18 protein-coding genes, 1 pseudogene and 1 riboswitch are annotated in these 23,461 nt (G+C 70.9%); of the genes and pseudogenes, 10 read left to right on the forward strand and 9 right to left on the reverse strand.

Going from position 1 to position 23,461, the window contains the following annotated elements:
* The first annotated feature begins 86 nt into the window (after positions 1 to 86).
* Genes ACSYGO_RS33615 through ACSYGO_RS33625 form a run of 3 tightly spaced genes read left to right on the forward strand, consistent with a single transcriptional unit; the run spans position 87 to position 2,881 of the window.
* Positions 87 to 902 carry an ABC transporter ATP-binding protein gene (locus ACSYGO_RS33615; protein ID WP_432188416.1) on the forward strand — a complete coding sequence of 272 codons (816 nt, stop codon included), beginning with the start codon at positions 87 to 89 and terminating at the stop codon, positions 900 to 902.
* Entirely contained in the window at positions 892 to 1,767 is an 876-nt protein-coding gene (locus ACSYGO_RS33620) for an ABC transporter permease (RefSeq protein ID WP_426680988.1), read from the forward strand. The genes ACSYGO_RS33615 and ACSYGO_RS33620 overlap by 11 nt, the downstream gene beginning before the upstream one ends.
* Before the next feature lie 55 nt (positions 1,768 to 1,822).
* Positions 1,823 to 2,881 (forward strand): ABC transporter substrate-binding protein, encoded by a 1,059-nt coding sequence (locus tag ACSYGO_RS33625; RefSeq protein WP_426680987.1) that lies wholly within the window; start codon positions 1,823 to 1,825, stop codon positions 2,879 to 2,881.
* 18 nt (positions 2,882 to 2,899) lie between these two features.
* On the opposite strand, the gene ACSYGO_RS33630 is transcribed toward ACSYGO_RS33625, so the two are convergent.
* The 4 genes from ACSYGO_RS33630 to ACSYGO_RS33645 form a co-directional block, all read right to left on the reverse strand.
* Positions 2,900 to 3,580, reverse strand: a complete 681-nt coding sequence (locus ACSYGO_RS33630) for a response regulator (RefSeq protein ID WP_345656077.1) — start codon at positions 3,578 to 3,580, stop codon at positions 2,900 to 2,902.
* The gene (locus ACSYGO_RS33635; RefSeq protein WP_460388760.1) at positions 3,577 to 5,325 is read right to left on the reverse strand and encodes an ATP-binding protein; all 1,749 of its coding nucleotides are present in this window, start codon (positions 5,323 to 5,325) and stop codon (positions 3,577 to 3,579) included. Before ACSYGO_RS33635 ends, ACSYGO_RS33630 begins: the two co-directional genes overlap by 4 nt.
* 145 nt (positions 5,326 to 5,470) lie before the next feature.
* The gene (locus ACSYGO_RS33640) at positions 5,471 to 6,415 is read right to left on the reverse strand and encodes a sucrase ferredoxin (RefSeq protein WP_460388762.1); all 945 of its coding nucleotides are present in this window, start codon (positions 6,413 to 6,415) and stop codon (positions 5,471 to 5,473) included.
* Positions 6,416 to 6,532: 117 nt separating this feature from the next.
* Entirely contained in the window at positions 6,533 to 7,792 is a 1,260-nt protein-coding gene (locus tag ACSYGO_RS33645) for a citrate synthase (protein ID WP_432188413.1), read from the reverse strand.
* 96 nt (positions 7,793 to 7,888) lie between these two features.
* On the opposite strand from ACSYGO_RS33645, the gene ACSYGO_RS33650 reads away from it, so the two are divergent.
* Complete coding sequence (locus ACSYGO_RS33650; RefSeq protein WP_460388764.1) at positions 7,889 to 9,058, forward strand: citrate synthase; 1,170 nt, start codon at positions 7,889 to 7,891, stop codon at positions 9,056 to 9,058.
* 108 nt (positions 9,059 to 9,166) lie between these two features.
* Here ACSYGO_RS33650 and ACSYGO_RS33655 read toward each other — a convergent pair whose 3' ends face one another.
* The 3 genes and pseudogenes from ACSYGO_RS33655 to ACSYGO_RS33665 form a co-directional block, all read right to left on the reverse strand.
* A complete protein-coding gene (locus ACSYGO_RS33655; RefSeq protein ID WP_426681059.1) occupies positions 9,167 to 9,403 on the reverse strand; it encodes a hypothetical protein in 237 nt (78 codons plus the stop codon).
* Positions 9,404 to 9,508: 105 nt separating this feature from the next.
* Positions 9,509 to 9,745: pseudogene (locus tag ACSYGO_RS33660) on the reverse strand (hypothetical protein); the annotation flags it as partial.
* A 273-nt stretch (positions 9,746 to 10,018) separates the two neighbouring features.
* Positions 10,019 to 10,576, reverse strand: a complete 558-nt coding sequence (locus tag ACSYGO_RS33665) for a DUF6082 family protein (RefSeq protein WP_460388766.1) — start codon at positions 10,574 to 10,576, stop codon at positions 10,019 to 10,021.
* A gap of 352 nt (positions 10,577 to 10,928) precedes the next feature.
* Here ACSYGO_RS33665 and ACSYGO_RS33670 point away from each other — a divergent pair, with 352 nt between their 5' ends.
* A complete protein-coding gene (locus tag ACSYGO_RS33670) occupies positions 10,929 to 12,071 on the forward strand; it encodes a CobW family GTP-binding protein (protein ID WP_460388767.1) in 1,143 nt (380 codons plus the stop codon).
* A gap of 48 nt (positions 12,072 to 12,119) precedes the next feature.
* Here the strand turns inward: ACSYGO_RS33670 and ACSYGO_RS33675 are convergent, their stop codons facing one another.
* Complete coding sequence (locus tag ACSYGO_RS33675) at positions 12,120 to 14,579, reverse strand: DNA gyrase/topoisomerase IV subunit A (RefSeq protein WP_432188410.1); 2,460 nt, start codon at positions 14,577 to 14,579, stop codon at positions 12,120 to 12,122.
* 485 nt (positions 14,580 to 15,064) lie between these two features.
* Here ACSYGO_RS33675 and ACSYGO_RS33680 point away from each other — a divergent pair, with 485 nt between their 5' ends.
* The 4 genes from ACSYGO_RS33680 to ACSYGO_RS33695 all read left to right on the forward strand — a co-directional run bounded on the left by ACSYGO_RS33680 (position 15,065) and on the right by ACSYGO_RS33695 (position 19,924).
* Complete coding sequence (locus ACSYGO_RS33680; RefSeq protein ID WP_426680979.1) at positions 15,065 to 16,420, forward strand: M16 family metallopeptidase; 1,356 nt, start codon at positions 15,065 to 15,067, stop codon at positions 16,418 to 16,420.
* Positions 16,417 to 17,817 carry a M16 family metallopeptidase gene (locus tag ACSYGO_RS33685; RefSeq protein WP_426680978.1) on the forward strand — a complete coding sequence of 467 codons (1,401 nt, stop codon included), beginning with the start codon at positions 16,417 to 16,419 and terminating at the stop codon, positions 17,815 to 17,817. The genes ACSYGO_RS33680 and ACSYGO_RS33685 overlap by 4 nt, the downstream gene beginning before the upstream one ends.
* Before the next feature lie 215 nt (positions 17,818 to 18,032).
* Positions 18,033 to 18,191: riboswitch (cyclic di-AMP (ydaO/yuaA leader) on the forward strand.
* 13 nt (positions 18,192 to 18,204) lie between these two features.
* Positions 18,205 to 18,969, forward strand: a complete 765-nt coding sequence (locus ACSYGO_RS33690) for a M23 family metallopeptidase (RefSeq protein WP_432174391.1) — start codon at positions 18,205 to 18,207, stop codon at positions 18,967 to 18,969.
* A gap of 259 nt (positions 18,970 to 19,228) precedes the next feature.
* Positions 19,229 to 19,924 carry a GntR family transcriptional regulator gene (locus tag ACSYGO_RS33695; RefSeq protein WP_426680976.1) on the forward strand — a complete coding sequence of 232 codons (696 nt, stop codon included), beginning with the start codon at positions 19,229 to 19,231 and terminating at the stop codon, positions 19,922 to 19,924.
* Between the two features lie 169 nt (positions 19,925 to 20,093).
* Here ACSYGO_RS33695 and ACSYGO_RS33700 read toward each other — a convergent pair whose 3' ends face one another.
* Positions 20,094 to 20,375, reverse strand: a complete 282-nt coding sequence (locus ACSYGO_RS33700) for an HPr family phosphocarrier protein (RefSeq protein ID WP_426680975.1) — start codon at positions 20,373 to 20,375, stop codon at positions 20,094 to 20,096.
* Positions 20,376 to 20,551: 176 nt separating this feature from the next.
* Between ACSYGO_RS33700 and ACSYGO_RS33705 the strand changes: the two genes are divergently transcribed.
* Positions 20,552 to 23,431 (forward strand): bifunctional acetate--CoA ligase family protein/GNAT family N-acetyltransferase, encoded by a 2,880-nt coding sequence (locus ACSYGO_RS33705; RefSeq protein WP_460388770.1) that lies wholly within the window; start codon positions 20,552 to 20,554, stop codon positions 23,429 to 23,431.
* Positions 23,432 to 23,461 lie beyond the last annotated feature (30 nt).

Consider the following 23,461-nt stretch of genomic DNA (forward strand, 5'->3'; position numbering starts at 1 on the left):
AGCACAACAGACTCTTGCAAGCAGAAGAAGGCCTTGCGCCCAGAAGACTGATGCTGTGGCCCCCGCCACACCTACGGTCCCGGGCCATGAGCACAGACATCAGCCCCGCCATCGAGCTGCGGGGCGCGAGCAAGATCTTCAAGACGCCGTCGGGGGGTTTGCACACGGCGGTCAGGGAGCTGGACCTCACGGTCGGCCGGGGCGAGTTCGTCGCCGTCGTCGGCCCCACCGGCTGTGGGAAGTCCACCACGCTGACCTTGGTCAGCGGACTCGAAGAGCCCACCGAGGGCGAGGTCCTGGTCGCCGGGGAGCCCGTCGCGGGCGTCGGCGACAAGGTCGGTTTCGTCTTCCAGCAGGACGCCACCTTCCCCTGGCGCACGGTCCTGTCGAACGTGATGGCCGGCCCCCGCTTCCGTGGCGTGCCCAAGTCGGAGGCGAAGCAGCGGGCTCGTGAGTGGCTGGCCCGCGTCGGGCTCGCGGCCTTCGAGGACCGCTATCCCCACCAGCTCTCCGGCGGTCAGCGCAAGCGCGTCGCCCTCGCCGCCACCTTCGTCAACGACCCCGAGATCCTGCTGATGGACGAGCCCTTCTCGGCGCTCGACGTGCAGACCAGGGCGCTGATGTCGGACGAACTGCTGGAACTCTGGGAGGGCACCGGCGCCTCGGTCGTCTTCGTCACCCACGACCTGGAGGAGTCCATCGCGCTCGCGGACAAGGTCGTCGTCATGACCGCGGGTCCCGCGACCGTGAAGCACGTCTTCGACATCGACCTGCCGCGCCCGCGCAAGGTCGAGTCGGTGCGCCTGGAACCGCGGTTCATCGAGATCTACCGCGAGATCTGGGAGTCGCTCGGCGAAGAGGTCCGCATCACCCGGGAGAGGGGCGCGGCCCATGTCGCCTGACACCCTGCCCGAGACGGTCGTCGCCCCGAAGGACGCCGCGCCCGCCAAGCAGAACCGTACGCATTCCCGCGCGCGGGCCGCTCGCCGCCGCAAGATCGTCGTGTCCGCCGCCCGCGCGCTGCTCCTGGTCGCCGTGCTCGGCCTGTGGGAGGGACTCTCCCGGGCCAAGGTCATCGATCCGTTCAACTTCTCGATGCCGTCGAAGATCTGGGACCAGATCTACACGTGGACGACCCATGGCACGGCGCTCGGCTCGCTCGGCGAACAGATCTGGTTCACGCTCCACGAGGCGTTGCTCGGCTGGATCATCGGTGTGGTCGCCGGTGTCGTCTTCGGCATCGCGCTGGGCCGGATCACGTTCCTCGCCGACGTCCTGGGGCCCTACATCAAGGTGCTCAACTCCATACCCAGGATCGTCCTCGCACCCATCTTCGTCATCTGGTTCGGACTCGGGCCGGCCTCCAAGGTGGCGTCGGCCGTGGTCCTCGTCTTCTTCCCGGTCTTCTTCAACGCCTTCCAGGGCGCGCGGGAGGTCGACCGCAACCTGGTGGCCAACGCCCGCATTCTCGGGGCCAGTGACCGCAGGGTGACGCTCCAGGTCGTCATCCCGTCCGCCACCTCGTGGATCTTCACCAGCCTGCACGTCAGTTTCGGTTTCGCGCTCATCGGCGCGATCGTCGGCGAGTACATCGGCGCGACCAAGGGCATCGGCCTGCTCGTCGCGCAGTCGCAGGGCACCTTCAACGCGGCCGGTGTCTATGCCGCGATGGTCATCCTCGCCGTCGTCGCCCTGCTGGCCGAGGGACTGCTCACCTTCGCCGAGCGCCGCATCTTCCGCTGGAAGCCGTCGGACTCCGACCGCTGAACCCGTCGCACCCGCGCACCGCACCCGCTCTTCTCTCACAAGGACGTGAACCACCATGCGCAAGACCGCCAGATACTCCGCCCTGGCAGCCGCCGGTCTGCTCGCTCTCACCTCGCTCACTGCCTGCGCCAACGACGCGGCAAGCACGACGGCCGACTCCGGCGACAACGGAGGTGGCGGCGGTGAGCACGTCAAGATCATGGTCGGTGGACTGGACAAGGTCATCTACCTGCCGGCGATGCTCACGCAGCGGCTCGGCTACTTCAAGGAGGAGGGTTTGGATGTCCAACTCCTGAGCGAGCCCGCCGGTGTCCAGGCCGAGACCGCCCTCGTCTCCGGTCAGGTGCAGGGAGCCGTCGGCTTCTACGACCACACCCTGGACCTGCAGACCAAGGGCAAGTCCGTGGAGTCCGTCGTGCAGTTCTCGCACGCGCCCGGCGAGGTGGAGATCGTCTCCAACAAGCGCAAGGACGACATCACTTCGCCCAAGGACTTCAAGGGCAGGAAGCTCGGCATCACCGGTCTGGGCTCCTCGACGGACTTCCTCACCAAGTACCTCGCGGTCAAGAACGGTGTGCAGGTCAGCGAGTTCACGCCCGTCGCTGTCGGCGCCGGCCCCACGTTCATCTCCGCCCTCGAGAAGGGCGCCATCGACGGCGGCATGACGACCGACCCCACCGTCGCCACGGTCATGGAGAAGAACCTCGGCAAGGTGCTCGTCGATATGCGGACGCCGAAGGGCTCCCAGGAGGCGCTCGGCGGACCGTACCCCTCGTCCAGTCTGTACATGCAGACGGACTGGGTGAACAGCCACAAGGACACGGTCCAGAAGCTGGCCAACGCCTTCGTGAAGACCCTCGAGTGGATGTCCACGCACAGCGCCGCGGACATCGCCGACAAGATGCCCGCCGACTACTCGCAGGGCAACAAGACGCTGTACGCGGGCGCGATCCAGAGCACGCTGCCGATGTTCACCAAGGACGGCGTGATGCCCGAGAACGGTCCCGAGACCGTCGAGAAGGTCCTCAAGGCGTTCAACCCCAACATCAAGAACGCCGATGTCGACCTGAGCAAGACGTACACCACCGAGTTCGTGAAGAAGGCCGCGGGCTGACCCGCCGACGCACGCAGCTCAGACGCGGGTCGCCCAGACGTAGCGATGCTCCGGGCGGCCCGCGTCGCCGTACTTGAGGGTCAGCCTGGCCCGCCCGGTGCGCTCCAGGAGCTTCAGATAGCGCTGCGCGGTCTGCCGGCTCAGCCCGGTCTCGTCGGCGACCTCCTGGGCCGACAGGGGCCCCTCCGCGTTCACCAGCGCGCGGCGCACCAGCTCCGCGGTCGAGGGGGAGTGCCCCTTGGGCAGATCCGGCTCCGCGCCCGCGGACAGCGCGCCGAAGATCCGGTCCACCTCGGGCTGCTCGGCCTCACCGCCGCCGTCCAGGGTGCGCCGCAGGGCGGCGTAGGCCTCCAGCTTGGCCCGCAGCCCCGCGAAGGCGAACGGCTTGACCAGGTACTGGAGCGCGCCCTGCCGCATCGCGGCCTGCACGGTCGAGATGTCCCGGGCCGCGGTCACCATGATCACGTCGGTCTGGTGGCCGCGGCGGCGCATCTCCTGGACCACGGCGAGACCCGTGTCGTCCGGCAGGTAGTGGTCCATGAGGACCAGGTCCACCCGGGGCAGCGCCTCCATCCGGCTCAGTGCCTCCGCCGCGCTGTGCGCCTCGCCCGCGACATGGAAGCCGGGCACCTTCCCGACGTAGGCGGCGTTGACCCGAGCGACCCGGGTGTCGTCGTCCACGACCAGTACCTCGATCACCGCGACTGCTCCTCGGCGTCCGGGGCGGTGGTGGCTCGCGGGCCTGCGGCCTCGGGGGACGGGGTCTGCCGTACGAGACGCGGTCCCAGCGCGGGGACGGGGCCGTCCTCCCGCCCGGCCGCCTCGTCCGGCAGGGGTTCGGTCAGAGCCTCCGGCAGTACCACCGTGAACTCCGCGCCCCCGCCGTCCGCCTCGGCGACCCGCGCGCTGCCGCCCTGCCGCTCGGCCAGCCGTCGTACCAGGGAGAGCCCGATGCCGCGCTTCCCGTGCGCCGGGGGCTTCTTGGTGGTCCATCCGTCCGTGAAGACCAGTTCCCGCTGTTCCTGCGGGATCCCGGGCCCGGTGTCCCGCACGCGGAGCACGGCGGTGCGGCCCTCGGCACGCAGTTCCACCTCCACGCGCGCGTGGGGCTTGCCCGCGACGGCGTCGAGCGCGTTGTCGACGAGGTTCCCCACGACGGTGACCAGTCCCCTGGGGTCGACGAGGCGGTCCGGCAGCAGTGTCCTGTCCGAGATCCACAGGGCCACGCCCCGCTCGGCGGCCACGGTCGCCTTGCCCACCAGCAGGGCCGCGAGCAGCGGGTCGTGGACCTTCTCGGTGACCTGTTCCGCGGTCACCTTGTGGTCGCCGACGACCTCTCCGACGAAGTCGACGGCGTCGTCGTACATCTCCAGTTCGAGCAGTCCGAGGAGCGTGTGCATCCGGTTGGCGTGCTCGTGGTCCTGGGCGCGCAGGGCGTCGATCAGGCCGCGTGTGGAGTCGAGTTCCCGGCCGAGCTGCTCCAGCTCCGTACGGTCGCGCAGGGTGGCGACGGCCCCGCCGTCGTCGGTGGGCATCCGGTTGGCGATCAGGACGCGCTGGCCGCGGACGGTGAGCAGATCCGTCCCGGTCACGCGTCCGGCGAGCACGTCGGTCGTGCGTCCCGGACCGAGCGCGTCGTCCAGCGACTGTCCGATGGCCTCCGAGCCGAGGCCCAGCAGGCGCTGCGCCTCGTCGTTGAGGAGACGTACGCGGCCGGCGCCGTCGAGCGCGACCACTCCCTCCCTGATGCCGTGCAGCATCGCCTCGCGCTCCGCGAGCAGTGCCGAGATGTCGGAGAAGGCCAGATCACGGGTCTGCCGCTGCACCCGCCGGGAGATCAGATAGGCCGCCAGCGCGCCTACGGCCATCGCCCCGCCGGCGTACGCGAACAGGCCCGGGATCGCGTCGATCAGCCGTGCGCGCACGCTGTCGTACTTGATGCCGACCGACACCGCACCGATGATCTTCCCGTCGGCGTCGCGCAGCGGGACCTTGCCCCGCGCGGAGCGGCCCAGGGTGCCCGTGTCGATCTCCATGACGTCCTCGCCGCGCAGCGCCTGGCGGGGGTCCGTGGAGACCTTCCGGCCGATCTCCGAGGGATCGGTGTGCGACCACCGGATGCCCTGCATGTCCATCACCACGATGTACTCGGCCCCGCTGGCCGTCCGGATCCGTTCCGCCTCGGTCTGCACCGGGCCGGTCGCGGACGGCCGTGTCGTGCGCAGATCGTCGGCGATCTGCGGCTGTGCCGCCGTGGTCTGCGCGATCGCCAGCGCGCGGCGCATCGCCTGGTCGTCGAGCTGCGCGCTGAGCGGTGCGAGGAACAGCCCGGTGGCGAGGACGGCGACTCCCGCGGCGATCGCCACCTGCATCAGCAGCACCTGCGAGAACACCCGCCGCGGCAGACCGAGGCGCAGTCGTCGTGCGGGGGGAGTGGGGCTCATGGCTATGACGGTACGGGGGCGGGCGCACCCGGCCGAAGGGAGTGTGGCACGGATCTCTTGATCGTCCGGTGGGGGAGTCGTGGGGACCGGGGCACGGTGCCCCGGTACGAGTCCGGCGAGCGCCGGCGAGTGCGCCGGCCCGGCGTCAGCAGGCCACGGCGACGGTCGCCCGCCCCATCGCCCGCACCGCCACGACGTCCATCCGTGCGGGCGAGCCCAGCACCGAACCGCAGCTCTCCGGGCGCGGCGGCAGCGCGGCGCCCTGGGCGACGAACACGCGCCACAGACGGCCGTCCGTGTGCGCGACGGTGACCTCCCAGCGGGGAGCGGCGCCTTCCGTCCGGACCACGGTCAGGGCCTCGGCCGCGTGCTCGCCCACGGCCGTGCGCACGGCCAGCTCGGCCGCCTGGCCCGGCCGCTCCCACGCGGAGTTCCCGCGGCAGCCCTCGGTGACGATCCGGCCCTCCCGGGCGCCCTGGACGATCTCCTTGACGGCGTGCGCCTCGGCGCGGCCGTACGCGTATCCGTACGGCAGCACGAGCACCGTCGGCGAGAAGCGGTGTCCGCCCAGATGGGTGACCTCCCAGACGCCCGCCGCGCCGGACATGGCGAGTTCGGCGGCGAGGGGGCGTCCCAGCAGAGCGCAGCAGCGGTCGCGCTTGCCGTTGGTGCAGACGAGTGCGAGCGGGTCGCCCGTGTGCGGCGCGCCCTGGAGAACGCTGTCGAAGGTGTGGCTGTCGCCCATGCCGAGTGCGGCGAAGTCGAGGTCGAGCAGGTGCTCGGGATCGGTCGTCACGGCGCTGTGCAGCCACACGTTTCCGGGAGCGGTGTGCGCCGCGTACACCTGGCGCTCCGCGAGCGTCCCGCAGTCGGCGTGCCGTCCTGGGCGGCGGATCAGCGCGATCCGCACGCCCGTGCCTTTCGCCGCCGCTTCGAGGGCACGACCGATCGTGGGGTCCAGGTGGCTCGAAGTGAGAGCCTTCGCACCCCAGGGGCCGGGCTGCTCGATCAGCAGCCATGTCCTCGCGGTGGCCGCAGTCCCCGCAAGGGGCTCGTCGAGGTGCCGCGACGCGGTCGTGCACATACTCACAGAGGTGAGCCTAACCTGACTTGAGCCGGGGCGACTTCCGGCCCCTCCGATGGGGGCGCACTTGGGGTGGTCCAGGCGCATGCGAGAGCGTGCGCGGCTCGGAACGGGAGCCCGTCGCTAGCGAGGGAGTGGCTGCGGAGGGCGTTCCCCCACGTACCGGCCGCTCGGCCGCATGCGCAGGGGGCGCTCCGCGTACTCCTCCAGGGTGTGGGCGATCCAGCCCGCCGTACGGGCGACGGCGAAGACCGTCTCCCCTGCGGAGGCCGACATCCCGGACGAGACGGTGAGGACAGCCAGTGCCAGGTCGACATTGGCGTGCAGGGGCGCGTGACGGGCGGTCGTCGTCACGACGTCCTGGGCCGCCGCCAGCGCGGGTCCGGCGGCGGGGACGTCCTCCAGCAGGGCGAACAGGGCACGCGCGCGGGGGTCCTCGCCGGGGTAGAGCCGGTGACCGAGCCCGGGGACACGGCGGCCGGCGCGCAGTTCGTCGGCGACGACGGGGGCGGCCGTGCCGCGGTCCAGGACGTCGAGGAGCATCCGGTGGGCGAGCCTGCTGGCCGCGCCGTGAAGGGGGCCTTCGAGTGCGCCGAGGCCCGCCGACACCGCGGCGTACGCGTGGGCGCGGGCCGAGGCGGCGACCCGGACCGCCAGTGTCGAGGCGGCGAGGTCGTGGTCCACGAGCAGGCCAAGTGCCGTGTCCAACACCCGAAGTGACGCGTCGTCCGGTGTGCGTCCGGTCAGCCGTCCCCACAGGCGGTGGGCGAGCGGGCCGTCGTCGCGGTGGTCGTGACGCAGGGGCGGAAGGGCCGCCACGAGCGTGGGGATCAGGGTCCGCCCGGTGCCCAGGACGGCGTTCTCGGTGAGGTCGAAGCGCAGTGGATCGGCGGCGGCCGCGGCGATCGCCGCCACGCGCAGCCGGTCGGTCGGGCCACTGTGCTCGGGCAGCGCGTCCACGGCGCGGCGCGCGACGGCGACGGACGCCTCAGGGGCGGTGAACGTGACGCCCGGGCGCAGCTGTCCCGTCCAGAGCCACTCGGTGATCTCCTCGTAGGAGTACGCCGCGGCCAGCTCCGTCGCGTCGACCCCGCGGAAGTAGTACCGGTCCTTGTCGATGAGGGTGATGCGGGTACGCACGGACAACTCGTCACCCGTGCTCGAACTCACCCCGGTGTCACGCCTGTTGCGGCGTGCGAGCGCCTCCACCTCCTTGGCGTCGAAGGTGCTGCCACGGCCGGCCGGTTCGCGCCGGCTGCTCAGCTGGCCGCGGCTCACATAGGCGTACACGGTCTCGGGTTTCACGCCCAGCAGCTCGGCGGTCTCCTTGGTGCTGAGCCGTCGGCCCTCGTGCCCGGACGTTGCCGCTTCCTGATCCCTCATGGCGCCACCGTATCCATGGATCGGCATATTGATCGAATCAATATTGACAGTGATTGAGTCAAGCATGGAAAGTCGAGTCAAGTCCAGGGAGGAAACATGCCGATCAACCGGGCCGCGTCCGCCACCTCCGTCGACGTACCGCGAGGACTCGCGGGCGTCGTCGTCACCGACACCCGACTGGGTGACGTCAGGGGGCTGGAGGGCTTCTACCACTACCGCCAGTACTCGGCCGTCGAACTCGCGCAGACCCGCGGCTTCGAGGACGTCTGGCATCTGCTCGTCCACGGCGGACTGCCCGACGCGGCAGAGCGCGCGGCGTTCACCGCGCGGACGGCGCGGCTGCGCCGGCTGCCGGACGAGGTGCGCACCGCACTGCCCGCGATCGCGGCGGCGACGCGCCTCTCGGGGCCGCTCGCCGGGCTGCGTACGGCACTGTCGCTCCTCGGTGCCGCAGCCGGATTCCGGCCCGTGTACGACATCGATGCCGAGCGGCGCCTCGCGGACACGCTCACGGTCACCGCGGCCGTCCCGACACTGCTCACCGCGCTGTACCGCCTCGGCCAGGGCCTGGACCCGGTGGAGCCGCGTGAGGACCTCGGGTACGCCGCCAACTATCTGTACATGTTGACGGGCTCCGAACCCGATGCCCGGCGGGCCCGTGCAGTCGAGCAATATCTCATCTCAACCATTGACCACGGCTTCAATGCATCAACCTTCACGGCGCGCGTGATCGCGTCCACGGGAGCGGACGTGGCGGCGTGCCTCGTGGGAGCGGTCGGCGCCCTGTCCGGACCCCTCCACGGCGGTGCTCCCAGCCGGGCCCTGGACACCCTCGACGCGATCGGTACCCCGGAGCGCATCGACCCGTGGATCCGTGAACGCGTCCTGGCCGGCGATCGCATCATGGGATTCGGGCACCCGGTCTACCGCACGGAGGATCCCCGCTCGCGCATGCTCCGGGGCATCGCGCAGTCCTTCGGCGGCCCGCTGGTCGACTTCGCCGTCGAGGTCGAACGCCAGGTGGAAGCGATCCTCGCCGAGCTCAAGCCGGGCCGGGAACTGCACACGAACGTGGAGTTCTACGCGGGCGTGGTCATGGAACTCTGCGGCCTGCCCCGGGAGATGTTCACCCCGACCTTCGCCGCCGCCCGCGTCGTCGGCTGGAGCGCCAACATCCTGGAACAGTCGGAGGACTCGAAGATCATCCGCCCGGCGGCACGGTATGTGGGGCCGGGGGCGCCGGCCGCCGTGCCGCAGATGGCCTGAGCCCGGGTCGGCCGCGGGCTCGCCGGCCGGAGGAATCAGAAAGGGCTCGGCACCCAAGTCTGGTGCCGAGCCCGGAAATTCACATCAGGGCGCGAGAGCGCGGTGTCGTCAGGCGTCCGGGATGTCGGCCTTGGCGCGCACCAACGTTTCACGGCTGATGATGACGATGCGTTCGTAGTCCGCACGAGAGGCGTCGGCGGGCAGCTCGTGGTCGAGCTCCGCCGTGGCCTCGGTGCCGATGACGGCGAAGCGACCGTCGCTCAGTTCGAAGATGTCAGGGCAGGTTTGCCCCGTCAGACTGCCTCGCTTCTGAGGCGGCACGCCGAGACGTCGTTCGATTTTCACCTGTTGTCGACCTTCCCTGGATGCGGGTTGTGGCGCAGGCCTGGTGATGGCTACCCCCGAGGGGGCTGCGCCGGGTAGCACGCGGGACGTGTCAAAGTCTGTCGAGGCCACGGGGATGTCGGCCTTGGCGTAAATCAGGGTTTCGCGGGTGAGCAGCACAATCCGTCCGTCCTCGCCGCGGGTTGCGTCGGCGGGGAGCAGGGCGTCCAGAGCTTCTGTGGCATCCGTGCCGATTACCGCGAAGTTCCCGTCGGTCAACTCGAAAATATCCGGGCAATTCTGCCCGGATACGCTCCCTCGAAGTCTCGGAGGAGCACCCAGCCGACGGTTGATCTGACTCACTGTTCAAGTTCCCCTTGGTCTCAAGGCTTTGGCCTGCGCGCTGTGGCTGCGCGGCGCGATGCGACCCTGTGGGGCTGCTACCTCGACGACCGGCGGCATGGAGCGACTGTTCGGTGGGGGTGACCCTTTCGCGATCGCGAGCAGTCAACCCTGTTGGCAACAGCAGCAACGGCTCAATTTACGAGTTCGTTATCGCCCGACGGTGTGATCCCCTGGCACGGTGGTGTGATTCCCCGGCGCGCGGAAGGAATCCACGGCGCGCCGTGGGTCGCACTAGGTCGTGGGAGGCTCCCCCACGACCCACCACTCGTCTATGTCGGTCTCTTCGAGTTGACGCAGCAGGTCGTCGACCATGCGCCCCAGCTCGGCCTCCTCGGACGAGTCGATGAGGGTCGCGCGGTGCGGCCGGGTGGCGTACCAGTACTCGCGGAAGATGCGATTCTGCAGGATGCCGCGGACAAAGCCGAAGAACTCTTCCCGGCTGATGTTGCCGATCCGGTAGTAGCAGAGGGCATTGGTGTAGAGGGCGTTGGCGAAGAGGAACTGACGCTGCTTCTTCGTCGAGAAGGGCTCGTCGTAGGTGTCCAGCACCTCCGCCAGTTCGGGGTCGTCCATGGCCTTGCTCAGCAGTTCCCAGTGCAGGCGCTGCTGGAGGGCGCGATTGGTGTCGTGCTGGGTCTGTGCCTGCTGCTCCAGGTACTCGATGCGCAGGCGCAGCGCGTCGAGCGCGTGCCGCTGCGCGGCCAGCGTGGTGGCGACCCCCGTCACCACACCCATCCCCGCTGCGGCGACGGCACGCAAGCCCCGTATGCCGGTCCTCTGTGTGGTCATGTCAACCCCCGAATCAGGCGACCTTGCGCCGGTCGTCGGTGGTGGGGCGACAGGGAGCGGACCGGCGAGCGGTGGGCGGCGCGCTTGCCGTCTCCCAGTGTTGCCGAGCGGCTCTGATCGGCAGGGAGGCGGAGAGGAGGCGCACGGAGGGAAGTGCGGGTCGTGTATCCCGGCGCCATGTCCAACGTGTGCCCCGCGAGCGCCGCTAACAATCGTTCACTTCGGGGCGTTTCCCCCCACTCGTATGCTGGGTCGGCATTGATTGTCCCTACGCGTGCCGGTGTGTGAGCCGTGCTCGTACGGGAGCCGGTCCGCGAGCCGGTGCACGTACCGGTGTGAAAGAGGTCGCCCGTTGAGCCAGCCGTCCAGTCCCGAGCGTCCGCCGAACGCGCCGGGTGTGCCCGGGCAGATTCCCGTCGTCGTGCTCGCCGGGTTCCTCGGCTCAGGAAAGACCACGCTGCTCAACCACCTCCTGCACCGCAGCGGCGGCAGCCGTATCGCGGCCGTCGTCAACGACTTCGGGGCGATCGAGATCGATGCCATGGCGGTGGCCGGGGCGCTGGGCGACTCGACCGTCTCACTGGGCAACGGGTGCCTCTGCTGCGCCGTCGACGCCGGCGAGCTCGACCAGTACCTGACACGGCTCGCCCAGCCCTCGGCGCGCGTCGACGTCATCGTCATCGAGGCGAGCGGACTGGCCGAGCCCCAGGAACTCGTGCGGATGGTGCTCGCCAGCGAGCACCCGGGGATCGTGTACGGGGGGCTCGTCGAGGTCGTCGACGCGGCCGAGTTCGACTCCACCCGGGAACGGCATCCCGAGATCGACCGGCACCTCGGCATCGCCGACCTCGTCGTCGTCAACAAGGTCGACCGCGCCGCCGACGGAGAACGAGTGCTCCGCACCGTCCGGGAACTCGCCGGGCGCGCCGCCGTCGTCCCCGCCACGTACGGTCGTATCGATCCGGAGTTCCTGTTCGACTGCCGGCCCAGCGAGGAACGCGTCGGACAGCTGTCCTTCGACGATCTGCACGACGAGGGCGAGCACGGGCAGGAGCAGGAGGAGGGGCAGGACGGCCACGGGCGCGCGGCGCCCGGTCACACCGGGCATCTGCACTCCGCCTACGAGTCCGTCTCCTTCAGCTCCGAGGTGCCGCTCGACCCGCGGAGGCTGATGGCCTTCCTCGACAGCCGGCCGGAGGGTCTCTACCGCATCAAGGGGTACGTCGACTTCGGCGTCCAGGACAGCGCCAACCGTTACGCCGTCCACGCCGTCGGACGGTTCCTGCGCTTCTACCCGGAACCCTGGGCCCGCGCCGAGGAGCGCCTCACCCGGCTCGTCCTGATCGGCTCCGGCATCGACGCGGCGGCTCTGGCCAAGGAGCTGGAGGCATGCAACGAGGACGCCCCACACGCCGACGAGCACAGCATGTGGGGCGTCCTCCGCTACGTACAGGCCCCCGACGACACGGACCCCGACACGGACCCCGACCGCTGAGACGCGGTGGCCAGGGGCCCTGACCTCCGGGAGGAGAGGGCCGGCGGACTACACCGGGCCCGCCACCACGGCCACCGTCTTCGCCAGGGACACGCCCGAGCCGTCGCGGCGCGGGTCGACGTCCGGCAGCTCGACCGGTGTGCCGTTCTTCTGCGCGGCCCGAGCGGGCGTCGCGCCGGCCCAGGCCAGCGACAGGCAGTCCTCGCCCTTCAGGAACCGCTGGCAGCGCACACCACCCGTGGCGCGGCCCTTGCGCGGGTACTGGTCGAACGGGGTGAGCTTGGCCGTGGTCTGGACGGAGTCGTCCAGGGTGCCGCGGGAGCCCGCGACCGTGAACACCACCGCGTCGACCGCGGGGTCGACCGCGGTGAAGGAGATCACCTTGGCGCCGTCGGTGAGTTTGATGCCCGCCATGCCGCCCGCCGCCCGGCCCTGCGGGCGGACCTGCGAGGCCTGGTAGCGCAGCAGCTGGGCGTCGTCCGTGATGAAGACGAGGTCCTCCTCACCGGTGCGCAGCTCCGCGGCGCCGACGATGCGGTCGCCGTCCTTGAGCGCGATGACCTCCAACTCCTCCTTGTTCGACGGGTAGTCGGGGACCACGCGCTTGACGACACCCTGTTCCGTGCCGATGGCCAGTCCCGGCGACGACTCGTCGAGCGTCGTCAGGCACACCACCGTCTCGTCCGCCTCCAGGGAGGACAGGAACTCCGAGACGGGTGCGCCTCCGGAGAGGTTGGGCGCCGTGGCCGTCTCCGGCAGCTGCGGGAGGTCGATCACGTTCAGCCGCAGCAGACGGCCGGAGGACGTGACCACGCCCACCTCGCCGAGCGCCGTCGCGGGCACCGCGGAGACGATCACGTCGTGCTTGGTGCGCCGGGCCTCCGCGGCGTCCGCGAACGCGTCGCCGTTCGCCGTGCGCGCCAGCAGGCCCGTGGAGGACAGCAGCACCCGGCACGGGTCGTCCGCCACCTGGAGCGGGACCGCCGCGGCGGGCGTGCCCGCGGACTCGAGGAGCACGGTGCGCCGGTCGGTGCCGAACTTCTTGGCGACCGCGGCCAGTTCGGCGGAGACGAGCTTGCGCAGCTCCGTGTCCGACTCCAGGATCCCGGTGAGCTCGTCGATCTCGCCGTTCAGCCGGTCGCGCTCCGACTCCAGCTCGATGCGGTCGAACTTGGTGAGCCGGCGCAGCGGCGTGTCGAGGATGTACTGCGTCTGCACCTCGGAGAGCGAGAACCGCTCGATCAGGCGCTCCTTGGCCTGCGCGGAGTTCTCGCTGGAGCGGATGAGGCGGATGACCTCGTCGATGTCCAGCAGGGCGACGAGGAGACCCTCGACCAGGTGCAGCCGGTCGCGCTTCTTGCCGCGACGGAACTCGCTGCGGCGGCGGACGACCTCGAAGCGGTGGTCGAGGTAGACCTCCAGGAGCTCCTTGAGGCCCAGGGTGAGCGGCTGACCGTCCACCAGTGCCACGTTGTTGATGCCGAAGGACTCCTCCATCGGCGTCAGCTTGTAGAGCTGTTCGAGGACGGCCTCCGGCACGAAGCCGTTCTTGACCTCGATGACCAGGCGCAGTCCGTGCGCGCGGTCGGTGAGGTCCTTGACGTCCGCGATGCCCTGGAGCTTCTTCGAGCCGACCAGGTCCTTGATCTTCGAGATCACCTTCTCCGGGCCGACGGTGAAGGGCAGTTCGGTGACGACGAGGCCCTTGCGGCGCGCGGTCACGTTCTCCACGGAGACCGTGGCGCGGATCTTGAAGGTGCCCCGGCCGTTCTCGTACGCGTCCCTGATGCCGGAGAGGCCGACGATCCGGCCGCCCGTGGGCAGGTCGGGGCCCGGGACGTACTTCATCAGCGTGTCGAGGTCGGCGCCGGGATGGCGGATGAGGTGCCGGGCGGCGGCGATCACCTCGCTGAGGTTGTGCGGCGGCATGTTGGTGGCCATGCCGACGGCGATGCCCTGCGAGCCGTTGACCAGGAGGTTCGGATACGCGGCGGGGAGGACCCCGGGCTCCTGCTCCTGGCCGTCGTAGTTCGGCGTGAAATCGACCGTGTCCTCGTCGATGGACTCGGTCATCAGTGACGTGGCGTCGGCCATCCGGCACTCGGTGTAACGCATCGCGGCCGGCGGGTCGTCGTTGCCCAGCGAGCCGAAGTTGCCGTGGCCGTCGACCAGCGGCAGGCGCATCGAGAAGGGCTGGGCCAGGCGCACCAGCGCGTCGTAGATCGACGCGTCGCCGTGCGGGTGGAGCTTACCCATGACCTCGCCGACGACGCGGGCGCACTTCACATAGCCGCGGTCGGGGCGCAGGCCCATCTCGTTCATCTGGTAGACGATGCGGCGGTGCACGGGCTTGAGCCCGTCCCGGGCGTCCGGCAGGGCTCGCGAGTAGATGACCGAGTACGCGTACTCAAGGAAGGAGCCCTGCATCTCGTCCACGACGTCGATGTCGAGGATCTTCTCCTCGTACGAGTCGTCGGGCGGCGGGGTCTTCGTGCTGCGGCGGGCCATCGCTGCTGCGGCTCCTTCACAGTCTCTGCCGGGGCATGAACGGGATCTGACGCGGACCATTGTGGACCGCCCCACTGACAACGTGGACCGCGACCCGTCCGTAGCGGGTCTCACGACCCTTCCGTGACAGGTCCCGGACCTGGTCGGTGACGAGTCCCCGGTCCTCGCGAAGACAATCACCGGCACTGTCCACGACGGTCCCACGACCCGTCCACGACCGGTCCCCGGACCTGCCCTCGCCGATTTCCCGGCCGCGTCCACGGCATGCCGGGAGACGCGGCCACGCCGTGCCGGGAAGTCTGCCCACGGCACACCGGGGTTTCCGTCCGCGGCGTGTCCCGCCGACTCGCCCGGCAGGGACCGTAGTACACGTGAGTCTCGCTCTCGGCGTACGGGGTGCGGGAACTTCGCCAGCTTTCCGCGCGCTTGCATACAGTGGCAGGACCGACAGGAAAAGGCAGTTTTCCGCGATCGAAGGGACGTACATGCCCATGGGTCACACGGCCACAGCCGAGGCAGGCTCCGGCGGCCTGACAGCGACCGAGCACCGCCTGGCCAACGGCCTTCGCGTGGTGCTCTCCGAGGACCACCTGACCCCGGTCGCGGCGGTGTGCCTCTGGTACGACGTCGGCTCGCGCCACGAGGTCAACGGCCGTACCGGACTTGCTCACCTCTTCGAGCACCTGATGTTCCAGGGCTCCAAGCAGGTCCACGGCAACGGCCACTTCGAGCTCGTCCAGGGCGCCGGCGGTTCGCTCAACGGCACGACGAGCTTCGAGCGCACCAACTACTTCGAGACCATGCCCGCCCACCAGCTGGAGCTCGCCCTCTGGCTGGAGGCCGACCGCATGGGCTCGCTGCTCGCCGCGCTCGACGACGAGTCGATGGAGAACCAGCGCGACGTCGTGAAGAACGAGCGTCGTCAGCGCTACGACAACGTCCCGTACGGCACCGCGTTCGAGAAGCTGACCGCGCTGGCCTACCCCGAGGGCCACCCGTACCACCACACCCCCATCGGGTCGATGGCGGACCTGGACGCCGCCACCCTGGAGGACGCGCGCGCGTTCTTCCGCACGTACTACGCGCCCAACAACGCGGTCCTGTCGGTCGTCGGTGACATCGATCCGCAGCAGACGCTCGCCTGGATCGAGAAGTACTTCGGTTCGATCCCCGGACATGACGGCAAGCCCGCGCCGCGCGACGGCTCGCTGCCCGACGTCATCGGCGAGCAGCTGCGCGAGGTCGTCGAGGAAGAGGTCCCGGCGCGCGCCCTGATGGCCGCCTACCGGCTCCCGGAGGACGGCACGCGCGCGTGCGACGCGGCCGACCTCGCCCTCACCGTCCTCGGCGGCGGCGAGTCGTCCCGTCTCTACAACCGGCTGGTCCGCCGCGACCGCACCGCCGTCGCGGCCGGGTTCGGCCTGCTCAGGCTCGCCGGAGCGCCCTCCCTGGGGTGGCTCGACGTGAAGACGTCCGGCGACGTCGAGGTCCCGGTCATCGAGGCCGCCGTCGACGCGGAGCTCGCCCGGTTCGCCGAGGAGGGCCCCACCGCCGAGGAGATGGAGCGGGCGCAGGCCCAGCTGGAGCGCGAGTGGCTGGACCGGCTGGGCACGGTCGCGGGCCGCGCCGACGAACTCTGCCGGTTCGCCGTCCTGTTCGGCGACCCGCAGCTCGCCCTGACCGCCGTGCAGCGCGTCCTCGCCGTCACCGCCGAGGAGGTCCAGGAGGTCGCCAAGGCCCGGCTGCGCCCCGACAACCGCGCGGTGCTCGTCTACGAGCCGATCGCCGAGGCCGCTCAGGCCGCCGAAACCACCGACGAGGACGAGGAGTCGGCGAAGTGACCGAGCTCGCGAGCATGGATTTCCACCCGCAGCCCCAGGCGGGCGAGGCCAAGCCCTGGGCGTTCCCGGCCCCCGAGCGCGGCACGCTGGACAACGGCCTGACGGTGCTGCGCTGCCACCGCCCCGGCCAGCAGGTCGTCGCCGTCGAGGTGCTGCTCGCGGCGCCCCTGGAGGCCGAGCCGGCCGGTCTGGACGGCGTCGCCACCATCATGGCGCGGGCCTTCTCGGAGGGCACGGACAAGCACTCCGCCGAGGAGTTCGCCGCGGAGCTGGAGCGCTGCGGCGCGACGCTCGACGCGCACGCGGACCACCCCGGTGTGCGTCTGTCGCTCGAAGTCCCCGTCTCCCGCCTGCCCAAGGCGCTCGGTCTGCTGGCCGACGCCCTGCGGGCACCGGCGTTCGAGGACAGCGAGGTCGAGCGGCTGGTGCGCAACCGGCTGGACGAGATCCCGCACGAGTCGGCCAATCCGGCCCGCCGCGCCGCCAAGGAGCTCTCCAAGGAGCTGTTCCCGTCGACCTCGCGCATGTCGCGCCCGCGGCAGGGCACCGAGGAGACCGTCGGGAACATCGACTCGGCGGCCGTGCGCGCCTTCTACGAGAAGCACGTGCGTCCCGCGACCGGGACCGCGGTCATCGTCGGTGACCTCACCGGCGTCGACGTCGACGAACTGCTCGGCGACACGCTCGGCTCCTGGACCGGCTCGTCCGCCGAGCCGCGCCCGGTGCCGCCGGTGAGCGCCGACGACACGGGCCGCGTGATCATCGTCGACCGGCCCGGCGCCGTCCAGACGCAGCTGCTCATCGGACGTGTGGGGGCCGACCGGCACGACCGTGTGTGGCCCGCCCAGGTGCTCGGCACCTACTGCCTCGGCGGCACCCTCACCTCGCGTCTGGACCGGGTCCTGCGCGAGGAGAAGGGATACACCTACGGCGTACGGGCGTTCGGCCAGGTCCTGCGGGCCGCGCCGTCGTCCTCCGCGGGCACCACGGGCGTGGCGATGCTGGCCATCAGCGGCTCCGTGGACACCCCGAACACGGGTCCGGCGCTCGACGACCTGTGGAAGGTGCTGCGCACCCTTGCCGCGGAGGGTCTGACCGACGCGGAGCGGGACGTCGCCGTGCAGAACCTGGTCGGTGTCGCGCCCCTGAAGTTCGAGACCGCGGCGGCCGTGGCGAGCACGCTCGCGGACCAGGTCGAGCAGTTCCTGCCCGACGACTACCAGGCGACGCTGTACCAGCAGCTGGCCGCGACGGGCACCGTGGAGGCCACCGCGGCCGTCGTGAACGCCTTCCCGGTCGACCGGCTGGTGACGGTCCTGGTGGGCGACGCCGAGCAGATCAAGGAGCCCGTCGAGGCCCTCGGAATCGGTGAAGTGACCGTCGTGACGGCCGAGTAGAGCGGCGTGGCATCTCGGAGGCCCAGGTGACGCATGCGTCACCTGGGCCTCGCTTTGTCCGGACTTCCTCCTCAATTTGTCCGTATTGGTAGAGAGGTTGCCCGTCTGCCCTGTGGCATGCACTACAAAAACCGTGATCCGTTTGTTGTTTGAAAGACGCCCCGTCTAGCGTCGATCCGGCTGTCCGCCAAGCAGTGCGCCGCGCCCGCGGCACCGGACAGTCATCGCCGAGTCCCCGAACGGCGCGAGCCAGGGGAGCCGGGGACCCATACGCAGTCCCTGGGGTGAATCGGACGCCCTCCCGGAGGGGGTCCGTAGGAGACCTTCCTGCTCCGAACCCGTCAGCTAACCCGGTAGGCGAGAAGGAAGGAAAGGACCAGCCCCTACATGGCGTTCACCTGTGGCACCGGGAAGCATCGTCGTCCGAGCCGCGTGAAGCGCACCACCACGAACGCCGTCGGCGTCGCGGCGCTCACCACCACCGGCGTCGTCGGGGCGCTGGCCGCACCCGCGCTCGCCGCGGAGCCCTCCGTCGAGCAGACCGGACTGACCCCGGTCGTCACCCTCGGCGACTCGGTCGCCGAGCAGATCGACGAGCAGGCCGTGGCGCAGCAGCGCGCCGCCGACGAGGCCGCGGCGCTGAAGAAGGCCGAGGAGGCCGCCCGCAAGCGGGCCGCCGAGGAGGCCAAGAAGAAGCGTGAGGCCAAGGAGCGCGCCGCCCGTGAGGCCGAGCGCAAGCGCCTCAACTCCTTCGTCCTGCCGATCACCGGCTCGTACGTCTCCACGGGCTACAAGACCGGTGGCAGCCTCTGGTCCTCCGGCAGCCACACCGGCGTCGACTTCCACGCGGCGTCCGGCACCCCGGTCCACGCCGTCGGCTCGGGCACGGTCGTCACGGCCGGCTGGGGTGGCGCCTACGGCAACCAGGTCGTGATCAAGATGCACGACGGCACGTACACCATGTACGGCCACCTGTCGTCCATCGGCGTCTCCGTCGGCCAGGCGGTCACCCCGGGGCAGCAGATCGCCCTCTCCGGGTCGACCGGGAACACCACCGGACCGCACCTCCACTTCGAGGCCCGTACGACCGCGGAGTACGGATCGGACATGGACCCCGTCGGCTACCTCCGCGCGCGCGGTGTGAGCGTCTGACGCACCTTCGCACGCGGGGCGCGGACGCCCGACGCGCCGCCACGCGCGGCGTGAACCACCGACGTCCGCTCCGCGACTTCTTCACAACTTCGGATGCCCCGGCTCGCCGAGCCGGGGCATCGTCGTTTCGGCCGGGCACCTGTCCAAAAAATATCCATGGATTCCGGCCTCCCGTCGGAAATTCCGGCTGCCTGCAATAGAGTCACTGAACAGGCGTCAATCGATGGCGTTTCGCGGGCATTAAAGCGGAGGTCCGGTCATGCGTATTCCGGCGCACTCGGTATGCACGGCGATCCGTGACGACATCGTCGCGGGTGTCTACGAGCGCGGCAGCCGGCTCACCGAGGAACTGCTCGCCCGCCGCTACGGCGTCTCGCGCGTCCCCGTGCGCGAAGCGCTGCGCACCCTGGAGGCCGAGGGCTTCGTCGTCACCCGGCGGCACGCGGGCGCGTGCGTCGCCGAGCCGACCGAGCAGGAGGCGTCGGACCTGCTGGAGATGCGGATGCTGCTGGAGCCGCTGGGTGCCGCGCGGGCCGCCCAGCGTCGCACCGAGGCCCACCTGAAGGTGCTCCGGGGCCTGGTCAGGCTCGGCCAGGAGCGCGCCAGGAGGGGGCACAGCGAGGATCTGCGCTCCTTGGGCGGCTGGTTCCACGAGACCCTCGCGCAGGCCTCCGGCAGTCCGGCGCTGACCTCCGCGCTCGCCCAGCTACGGCACAAGATCGCCTGGATGTACACCGTGGAGGTGTCGGCCGGCCCGGCGGAGTCCTGGGCGGAGCACGGCGGGATCGTGGACGCCGTCGCGCGGGGCGACAGCGAGCGGGCGCGGTCGATCACGGCTCTGCACGCGGAGCGCGCGACGTCCTCGCATCGGCTCCGTTTTCCCGGCGGCAAGGACCGGGCGGAACGTGTGAGGACTTCGCAACATCCCGTAAACATGACGAGCGCGCGGCATTAACACGCGCGCCGTATACAAAGAGGAGTAATTCGCGGGGGATTATTTCTGCTGCCCGGAAACGGGAAAAGCAAAGGGCTCGTCCGAGATTCTCGGACGAGCCCTTCGGCGGATGTGCGGGACGGCGTTCTTTCGCCTTTCGGGGCGAAGGCCGCCGTCACCGGCAATGCGCTCAGACGGTCTCCGGGAGCTCCTCGAGCCCCTCGGCGACGAGCTTGGCAAGGCGGTCGAGGGCGGTGTCCGCACCCTCGGCGTCGGAGGCGAGGACGATCTCCTCGCCGCCCTGGGCGCCCAGGCCGAGGACCGCGAGCATGGAGGCCGCGTTGACGGGGTTGCCGTCGGCCTTGGCGATCGTCACGGGGATGCCGGAGGCCGTGGCGGCCCGGACGAAGATGGAGGCGGGGCGGGCGTGGAGGCCCTCAGCCCAGCCGACGTTGACGCGGCGCTCAGCCATGTGATGCTGCCCTTCGGTGTTCAGGGTTGTCTAGACCAGTGTCCCATATCGTGAAGACTGCCCGGAGCGGTCCGGAGTCCCGTCCCGAGTGTCGCCGGATCGCGGCCTCGATCCGGCTTCCGTCCTCCACAGACTGCCTCGCGCCGTTGTCGGACGCGAGCCGTACTCTGGGGCCCATGCAGACCTCGCCGGACGGGCACGCGTACCCCGCTCACTGGGAAGCCGACGTGGTGCTGCGCGACGGCGGCACCGCACGCATCAGGCCCATCACCGTCGATGACGCCGAGCGCCTGGTCAGCTTCTACGAGCAGGTGTCCGACGAGTCGAAGTACTACCGCTTCTTCGCGCCGTATCCGCGCCTGTCCGCGAAGGACGTCCACCGCTTCACGCACCACGACTTTGTGGACAGGGTGGGTCTCGCGGCCACGGTGGGCGGCGAGTTCATCGCCACCGTACGCTACGACCGCATCAACGCCGAGGGTCTGCCCGCCTCCGCCCCCGCCGACGAGGCCGAGGTCGCCTTCCTCGTCCAGGACGCCCACCAGGGCCGCGGTGTCGCCTCGGCCCTCCTCGAACACATCGCCGCCGTGGCCCGTGAGCGCGGTATCCGCCGCTTCGCCGCCGAGGTGCTGCCCGCCAACAACAAGATGATCAAGGTGTTCACGGACGCCGGGTACACCCAGAAGCGCAGCTTCGAGGACGGCGTCGTACGCCTGGAGTTCGACCTCGAACCCACCGACCGCTCGCGTGCCGTCCAGTGGGCGCGGGAGCAGCGCGCCGAGGCCAGGTCCGTGCAACGGCTGCTCGCCCCCGGCTCGGTCGCCGTCATCGGCGCGGGCCGCACCCCCGGCGGCGTCGGCCGCAGCGTCCTCGCCAACCTCCGCGACGCCGGCTTCACGGGCCGCCTCTTCGCGGTCAACAAGGCGTTCCAGGAGAAGGAAATCGACGGAGTCCCCGCCTATCGCTCCGTGCGCGACATCACCGAGCCCGTCGACCTCGCGGTCGTCGCCGTGCCCGCGCCGTACGTCCCCGAGGTCGTCGCGGAGTGCGGGGTGCACGGGGTGCAGGGACTCGTGGTGGTCTCCGCCGGATACGCGGAGAGCGGCCCCGAAGGACGCCGTCTCCAGCGCGAACTGGTGCGCCAGGCCCGCTCGTACGGCATGCGGATCATCGGCCCCAACGCCTTCGGCGTCATCAACACGTCCCCGCAGGTGCGGCTCAACGCCTCGCTCGCCCCGGAGATGCCACGCCCCGGGCGGATAGGGCTGTTCGCCCAGTCCGGCGCCATCGGCATCGCCCTGCTGTCCCGGCTGCACCGGCGCGGCGGCGGCGTCACCGGTGTGACCGGCGTGTCCACCTTCGTCTCCTCGGGCAACCGCGCGGACGTCTCGGGCAACGACGTCCTCCAGTACTGGTACGACGACCCGGACACCGACGTCGCCCTCATGTACCTCGAATCCATCGGCAACCCGCGCAAGTTCACGCGCCTGGCCCGCCGGACGGCGGCGGCCAAGCCGCTGGTCGTGGTGCAGGGCGCGCGGCACGGCGGAGTGGCGCCCCTCGGCCACACCGTGCGGCCCACCCGCCTGCCGTACGCCACCGTGTCCGCCCTGCTGCGGCAGGCCGGGGTGATCCGCGTGGACACCATCACCGAACTGGTCGACGCCGGGCTGCTCCTGGCCCGTCAGCCGCTGCCCCAGGGTCCCCGGGTGGCCATCCTCGGCAATTCGGAGTCGCTGGGACTCCTCACCTACGACGCGTGCCTCGCCCAGGGGCTGCGTCCGCTGCCCCCCCTGGACCTGACCACGGCGGCATCGGCGGAGGACTTCCGGCGCGCGCTGGCCCACGCCCTGTCCGAGGGCGGCTGCGACGCCGTCGTGGTGACGGCGATCCCGGCGGTGGGGGAGACGTCCGCCCGGGACGCGGCCCTCGCCGAGGCCCTGCGCTCGGCCTCCGCCGAGGCCCCCACGAAGCCGGTGCTGGTCGTGCACGTCGAGCTCGGCGGACTCGCCGAGGCGTTGTCCGCGGCGGCGAGCACCGCACCCCAGACCGCACCCCAGACCGCGGCCCCGGCTCCCGGAGCCGCGGACGGCATCCGCACCCCCGCCGCCTCGGGCCCGCCCGCGTCGCGGGCCGCCGGTCCGCCCGGCGAGGGGCCGCCCGCACCGGCAGGATCCGCATCGGTGCCGGACCGCCGCCTCATCCCGGCCTACCCCGCGGCCGAGCGCGCCGTCCGTGCCCTCGCCGAGGCCGTCAGATACGCCCAGTGGCGACGCGACGCCGCCCAGCCCGGCAAGGTGCCCGAGTACGAGGACATCGACGAGAAGGGGGCGGCCGCGCAGATCGACGCCCTCCTCGCACGAGGCGAGGGACTGACGCTCGGCACGGAGGAGGCCTGCGTCCTGCTCGGGCGCTACGGCATCGACGTGCGCCGGGCCCTGCCCGCGCCCTCGCCCGACGACGCCGTGCAGGCCGCGCGCACCCTCGGCTATCCCGTGGCCCTCAAGACCACCGCCCCGCACCTGCGGCACCGCGCCGACCTGGGAGGAGTCCGGCTCGACCTGGCGGACGAGGAGCAACTGCGACGGGCGTACTCGGAGTTGACCGACCTGTTCGGGACGCCCCAGGAGCTGCGCCCCGTCGTCCAGGCGATGGCACCGCGCGGAGTGGACACCGTCGTACGCGCCGTCATCGACCCGGCGGCGGGGGCGGTCCTGTCCTTCGGGCTCGCCGGGGCCGCCTCCGAGCTGCTCGGCGACACCGCGCACCGGCTGGTCCCGGTCACCGACCGGGAGGCGACCTCCCTGGTCAGGTCGATCAGGACGGCGCCGCTGCTGTTCGGCTGGCGGGGCTCAGCGCCGGTCGACACGGCTGCCCTCGAAGAGCTGCTGCTGCGGGTGTCGCGGCTGGTCGACGACCACCCCGAGGTGGTCGCCGTGTCGCTGGAGCCCGTGGTGGTCGCCCCGCACGGCCTCAGCGTGCTCGGCGCCACCGTGCGGCTGGCCCGTGCCCCCGTACGCGACGATCTCGGTCCTCGCACGCTCCCCGTGGTCTGACCCCCGCCGCCGTCCGGGCCCGCGGCGGGT

Source organism: Streptomyces krungchingensis (assembly GCF_054729265.1).